Source organism: Nonomuraea sp. NPDC049269 (genome assembly GCF_043197155.1).
GTDB lineage: Bacteria > Actinomycetota > Actinomycetes > Streptosporangiales > Streptosporangiaceae > Nonomuraea.
The window spans coordinates 1-5929 of the sequence record NZ_JBICSO010000024.1 but is presented as its reverse complement, the minus strand read 5'-3'; the positions used below and the strand labels follow the sequence as shown (position 1 = coordinate 5929).

The following is a 5929-nucleotide window of genomic DNA, read 5'->3' as shown; positions in this document are numbered from 1 at the left end:
GCGCCGCATCGAGATGCTCACCCGCGCTGATCACCGTCAACAGCGGCAACTCCGCCGGATCGAGCGTAGCCAGCAGCGACGGCGGCAACGTCGCCGTATCCACCCGCCACTCCCGGATAAAGCCCGCCAGGTCATCCACCCGCTGCTCGGAACTGGGGATCACCAACGTCGCACCAGCGGCCAACGTGACCGCGATCTCCGACACCGCCGCATCGAACCCCGGCGAAGCGAACTGCAACACCCGAGACGACGCCGACACCCCGAACGCCTCACCCTGCGCCACCACCAGATTGACCAGCCCCCGATGCGCCACCCGCACACCCTTAGGACGACCAGTCGAACCAGAGGTATAGATCAGATAGGCAGCCTGATCTGGGGAAACCACCACCGCAGGAGCCGTGACGGGCAGCGCCTGCACGCCCGGCTCATCCAGCAACAGCGTGCGCAGCCGACCAACAGGGGAGTCCGCACCCGCGGAGGGCAGCAGCGGCCCGGTGGTCAGCAGGAGATCCGCCTGGCTGTCGGACAGCAGATAGGCCAGCCGATCCGTCGGATAGCCCGGATCCAACGGCAGATAAGCGGCACCCGCCTTCCACACCGCCAGAACGGCCACGACGAGATCGAGACCCCGCTCCAGACACAACGCCACTGTCGTCTCCGGCCCCACACCCAACGCGATCAGCCGATGAGCCAACTGATTCGCGCGGGCATCCAGCTCCCCATAACTGAGCTGCCCCTCCAGCCCGGCCACCGCGACCGCCCCAGGATCAGCGACCACCCGAGCCACGATCAACTCATGCACACCACCGACCTCAGGCAACACCACACCAGTGGCGTTGACCTCCCGCAGCGCCTGCAACTCAGCCGACGTAAGGATGGGAAACGCCGACAGCGGCCGATCAGGATCAGACCCCACAGCCTCCAGCAACACCCGCAAATGACCGACCAACCGCTCGATGGTCACCCGGTCGAACAAGGCAGTGCTGTACTGCACCGAACCGGCCAGGTCGGTATCGCTGGAGGCTGACAGGTTGAGGATCAGGTCGAACTTGACCGCTATCTCATCGAGAGTGAGGTCGGTTGGCGCCTGATCCGTGTTGTCGGCGGAGAAGTAGTTGAAGACCGTCTGGAACAGCGGCGTGCGGGAGCGGTCACGCTCGATACCCAGCTCATCGACGAGCTGCTCGAACGGCAGATCCTGATGACCGTAAGCCTCCAGCGCCGTGGCCCGCACCTGATGCAGCAGATCAGTGAAGGTCGGATCGCCCGACAGATCAGCCCGCAACACCAGAGTGTTGACGAAGAACCCGATCAGATCCTCGGTCTCCGCCTGATTGCGGTTGGCCACCGGCGTACCGACCAGCAGATCATCCTGACGGCTGTAGCGACCCAGCAGCACGGTGTAGGCCGCCAGCAACGTCATGAACATCGTCGCGCCGGAGCGGTGGGACAGCTCCTGCAGGGCCGCGGTGGTCTCGGGGCTGATATTGAACGTGACGGTTGCGCCGTCGGTGTCCCGGATGGCCGCGCGGGAGCGGTCGGTGGGCAGATCGAGGACAGGCGAGTTGGCGAGCTGGTGACGCCAGTAACCGAGTTGCTCTTGCAGGGTGTCGCCGGTGAGCCAGGTGCGCTGCCACAGGGCGAAGTCGGCGTACTGCACCGCCAGCGGCTTCAGCGGGGACGGCTGACCGACACGGAACGACTCGTAGAGGGCGGTGAGTTCCCGATGGAAGATCTTGGCCGACCATTCGTCGGAGACCACGTGGTGCATGCACAAGGCCAGGATGTGCACCTGATCGTTCAGCCTGATCAGGCCGGCCCGCAGCAGCGGACCGGCCGCCAGATCGAACGGCGTGGCGGCATCGGCGGCGATCAGCGCCTGTGCTTCCTGCTCGCTCGCCACCTCGATGACGGGCAGGTCGAAATCAGTCGGCGGGTCGATGATCTGATGCGGGATACCGTCGCCGTCGGCGACGAGCCGGGTGCGCAGCACCTCATGCCGCTCCACCAGCGCCGTCAGCGCGGCACGCAGGGCCGAGACGTCGAGGTCACCGGGCAGCAGGACAGGAGTGGGGCTGTTGTACTCGGCGGAATCGGGATCGAGCTGGGCCAGGAACCACAACCGCTGCTGAGCGAACGACAAGGGCAACACCTGGTCGCGCGGGTACGGGAGGATCGGGGGTGCGGTGTCCGTGGTCGCCGTGTTGTCGATGATCGCGGCCAACTGGTTGAGGGTTGGCTGGTCGAACAGGGCGGCAAGGGCCAGGTCCGTGCCGAAGGTGGTGCGGATGCGGGTGATGGCCTGGGTGGCGAGCAGGGAGTGCCCGCCGAGATCGAAGAAGTTGTCGTGAACGCCGATCTGGTCCAGGCCGAGCAGGTCGGCCCAGATCCCGGCCAGCAAATGCTCCGTCGTAGTCACCGGCGCTTGATAGCCGCCGGCGAGCTCAGGCCGGCTGCCATCGGGCACCGGCAGAGCCGAACGATCGATCTTCCCGTTCGGTGACAGCGGGAAGGCGGCCAGTTCGACGAACACCGACGGGATCATGTAGTCCGGCAGACCGGCCGCCAGATAAGCCCGCAGATCATCAGTGGCAGGAATGCCGTCGGCGGGGTCGGCCGGGACCACGTAGGCGACCAACCGGTGGCCGGCGTCCTGCGCGAACGTGGTGACCAGGGCGGCGGCGATGTTCGGATGGCCGGTCAGCGCATGCTGGATCTCACCCGGCTCGATGCGATGCCCGCGAATCTTCACCTGATGATCAGTCCGGCCCAGGAAGTCGAGCTGACCATCCGGCCGCCACGCGACCAGGTCACCGGTCCGATAAAGACGCGAACCATCCCCGGCGAACGGATCGGCGACGAACCTCTCAGCAGTCAGCGCGGGCCGACCGTGGTAGCCACGAGCCAGACCCACACCACCGACGAACAAGTCCCCTGGCACGCCGGTGGGGACGGGGTTGAGATGGGAGTCCAGGACGTGAGCCGTGGTGTTGGCGATCGGGGCGCCGATGGTGGCCGGGGTGCGGCTGATGGTGGCACACACCGTGGTCTCCGTCGGACCATAAGCGTTCAACAGCCGATGCCGGCCACCCCAGGCTTCGGCAAGCGCCGCATCGAGATGCTCACCCGCGCTGATCACCGTCAACGGCGGCAACTCCGCCGGATCGAGCGTGGCCAGCAGCGACGGCGGCAACGTCGCCGTGTCCACCCGCCACTCCCGGATGAACCCCGCCAGATCATCCACCCGCTGCTCAGAGCTGGGGATCACCAACATGGCACCAGCAGCCAACGTGACCGCGATCTCCGACACCGCCGCATCGAACCCCGGCGAAGCGAACTGCAACACCCGCGACAACGCCGACACACCGAACGCCTCACCCTGCGCCACCACCAGATTGACCAGCCCCCGATGCGCCACCCGCACACCCTTGGGACGACCAGTGGAGCCGGAGGTGTAGATCAGGTAAGCAGCCTGGTCCGGGGCGACCACCACCGAGGGAGCCGTAACAGGCAGAGCCTGCACGCTCGGCTCGTCTACCAGCAGTGTGCGGAGGCGGCCGGCAGGCAGGTCCTCCAGCAGCGCTTCCGTGGTCAGAAGGAGACCCGCCCCACAGTCGGACAGCAGATAGGCCAGCCGATCCGTCGGATAGCTGGGATCCAGCGGCAGATAAGCGGCACCCGCCTTCCACACCGCCAAAACCGACGTCACCAGATCAAGACCCCGCTCCAGACACAACGCCACCGTCGTCTCCGGCCCCACACCCAGTGCGATCAGCTTGTGAGCCAACTGATTCGCGCGGGCATCCAGCTCCCCATAACTGAGCTGCCCCTTCAGCCCGGCCACCGCGACCGCCTCAGGGCTCGCAGCCGCCCGAGCCGCGATCAACTCATGCACACCGGCGGCCTCGGGCAACACCACACCAGTGGCGTTGACCTCCCGCAGCGCCTGCAACTCAGCCGACGTCAGGATGGGCAATGCCGACAGCGGCCGATCAGGATCAGACCCCACAGCCTCCAGCAACACCCGCAAATGACCGACCAACCGCTCGATGGTCACCCGGTCGAACAGGGCAGTGCTGTATTCGATGGTGGCCGACAGATTGTCGCTGCCCTCAGCGAAGATCATCCGAAGATCGGTCTGAGCCAGAATCCCGACCCGAGCCTGCTGACCACCATCAGCGGTAGCCTCTTGCAGCTCCCGAGCCGTCGGATCATCAATGGCGAAATAGTTGAACAACGTCTGGAACAGCGGCGTGCGGGAGCGGTCACGCTCGACGCCCAGCTCATCGACGAGCTGCTCGAACGGCAGATCCTGATGACCGTAAGCCTCCAGCGCCGTGGCCCGCACCTGATGCAGCAGATCAGTGAAGGTCGGATCGCCCGACAGATCAGCCCGCAACACCAGAGTGTTGACGAAGAACCCGATCAGATCCTCGGTCTCCGCCTGATTGCGGTTGGCCACCGGCGTACCGACCAGCAGATCATCCTGGCGGGTGTAGCGACCCAGCAGCACGGTGTAGGCCGCCAGCAACGTCATGAACATCGTCGCGCCGGTGCGCCGGGACAGCTCCTGCAAACGACGGCTGACGTCGGCGTCGATACGGAAGTCGATGGCCGCCCCGTCGCTGTCACGGACACCGGCCCGGACCCGGTCGGTGGGCAACTCCAGCACCGAAGGCCGGGCCAGCTGCCGCCGCCAGTAGCCGAGCTGCTCCTCCAATGTCTCGCCGGTGAGCCAGGACCGCTGCCACACGGCGAAATCGGCGTACTGCACCGCCAAAGGCACCAGCGGAGAAGGCCGACCAGCCTGGAAAGCGTCGTACAGAGCGGCGAACTCCCGGTGGAAGATCTTGGACGACCACTCATCGGAGATGACGTGATGCATGCACAGGGCCAGGATGTGCTCCTGGTCGCTGATCCGGATCAGGCTGCCGCGCAGCAGCGGACCGGCCGCCAGATCGAACGGCGTCGCCGTGTCCATGGCGATGAGATCTTGAGCGGCGAGATGCGGGGCAGGGTGATCGGATAGATCGACCAGCGGCAGCCGGAACTCCGCCGCTGGATCGATGACCTGGTGCGGCACGCCGTCAGCGCCCGCCACCAGCCGGGTCCGCAGCACTTCATGCCGCTCCACCAGCGCGGTGAGGGCGGCCCGCAGGACAGCGATGTCGAGGTCGCCGGGCAGCGGGATGGAGGTCGGATTGTTGTACTCGACCGAGTCAGGCTCCAGCTGGGCCAGGAACCACAACCGCTGCTGCGCGAACGACAGCGGCAACGCCTGCTCGCGCGAAACGGGCAGAACCGGCGGCCGGGCGACGTCGTCCGGCCCCCCGCTGAGCAGGGGAACCAATTCATGGATGGTGGGGTGATCGAACAGCGCCGCCAGAGGAAGATCCACCCCGAGAACCGCTCGAACGCGGGAGGCGACCTGGGTGGCCAACAGAGAATGCCCGCCCAGATCGAAGAAGTTGTCCCGGACCCCGACCTGATCCACGCCGAGCAGGTCGGCCCAGATGCCCGCCAGCAAATGCTCCGTCGTAGTCACCGGCGCTTGATAGCCGCCGGCGAGCTCAGGCCGGCTGCCATCCGGCGCAGGCAGCGCGGCACGGTCGATCTTCCCGTTCGGTGACAGCGGGAAGGCGGCCAGTTCGACGAACACCGATGGGATCATGTAGTCCGGCAGACCGGCGGCCAGGTAGGACCGCAGCTCATCGGCGGTGGGGACGCTCGCGTCCGCACCGGCCGGGACCAGGTAGGCGACCAACCGGTGGTCAGCGTCCTGCCCGAACGCAGTGACGAGGGCGGCGGCGATGTTCGGATGGCCGGTCAGCGCATGCTGGATCTCACCCGGTTCGATGCGATGCCCGCGAATCTTCACCTGATGATCGGTACGGCCCAGGAAGTCGAGCTGGCCGTCCGGCCGCCACGC

1 protein-coding gene is annotated in these 5929 nt (G+C 66.5%); it reads right to left on the bottom strand.

All coding sequences use genetic code 11. The annotated features are described in order from the left end of the window. The coding region (locus ACGFNP_RS60995; protein WP_393334379.1) for an amino acid adenylation domain-containing protein at positions 1-5929 on the bottom strand (5929 nt) is incomplete at both ends.